The organism is Neisseria sp. P0021.S007, assembly GCF_051956855.1.
Map to the genome: position 1 here is coordinate 1 of NZ_JBQCXA010000909.1, position 568 is coordinate 568.

At 49.6% G+C, this 568-nt stretch carries 1 protein-coding gene; it reads right to left on the reverse strand.

Features of this window, described 5'->3' with window-relative positions:
* Window positions 1-53: 53 nt before the first annotated feature.
* The coding region (locus ACTHUR_RS16655) for a TRCF domain-containing protein (RefSeq protein ID WP_440399796.1) at window positions 54-568 on the reverse strand (515 nt) is incomplete at its 5' end.

The window sequence follows — 568 nt, forward strand, 5'->3', positions numbered from 1 at the left end:
ACCTGATCTACAAACTATCAAAATCTTTGTAAAATGACCTTTTCTTAACCTCTCTACTTCACCATCACCCTTTCTTTCAAAGTCTTCAATACGTTCTTCACTGTATTAATCCGCACTTCGATATTTTCCATCTCTGCGGTAAATCGCAGCTTATCCGTGCCGGCAAGGCGGTATTTTTTGTCGTTTTGAATCAGCAGGATGATTTCGGTTGGATCGACATTGTTGTTTTTGCCAAAAGTTACCGTTACCGCTTCGCTGGTCGCATCAATGGCATCTATGCCTAATTCTTTTGCCGCAAGCCGCAGGTGGTGGCTTTCGATAAGGGTTTTGACGGGTTGTTCGGGCAGGCCGAAGCGGTCGACGAGTTCTTCGTGTATGGCGTTGATTTGCTGCACGGTTTCGCAGACGGCGAGGCGTTTGTAGAGGATGAGGCGCTCGTGGATGTCGGGGCAGTAGTCTTCAGGCAATAATGCCGGGCTGTGCAGTTTGATTTCAGTGGTGATGCCCAGCGGTGCGTCGAGGTCGGGCTGGCGGCCTTTTTTGAGGTCGCGCACGGCTTGTTTGAGCA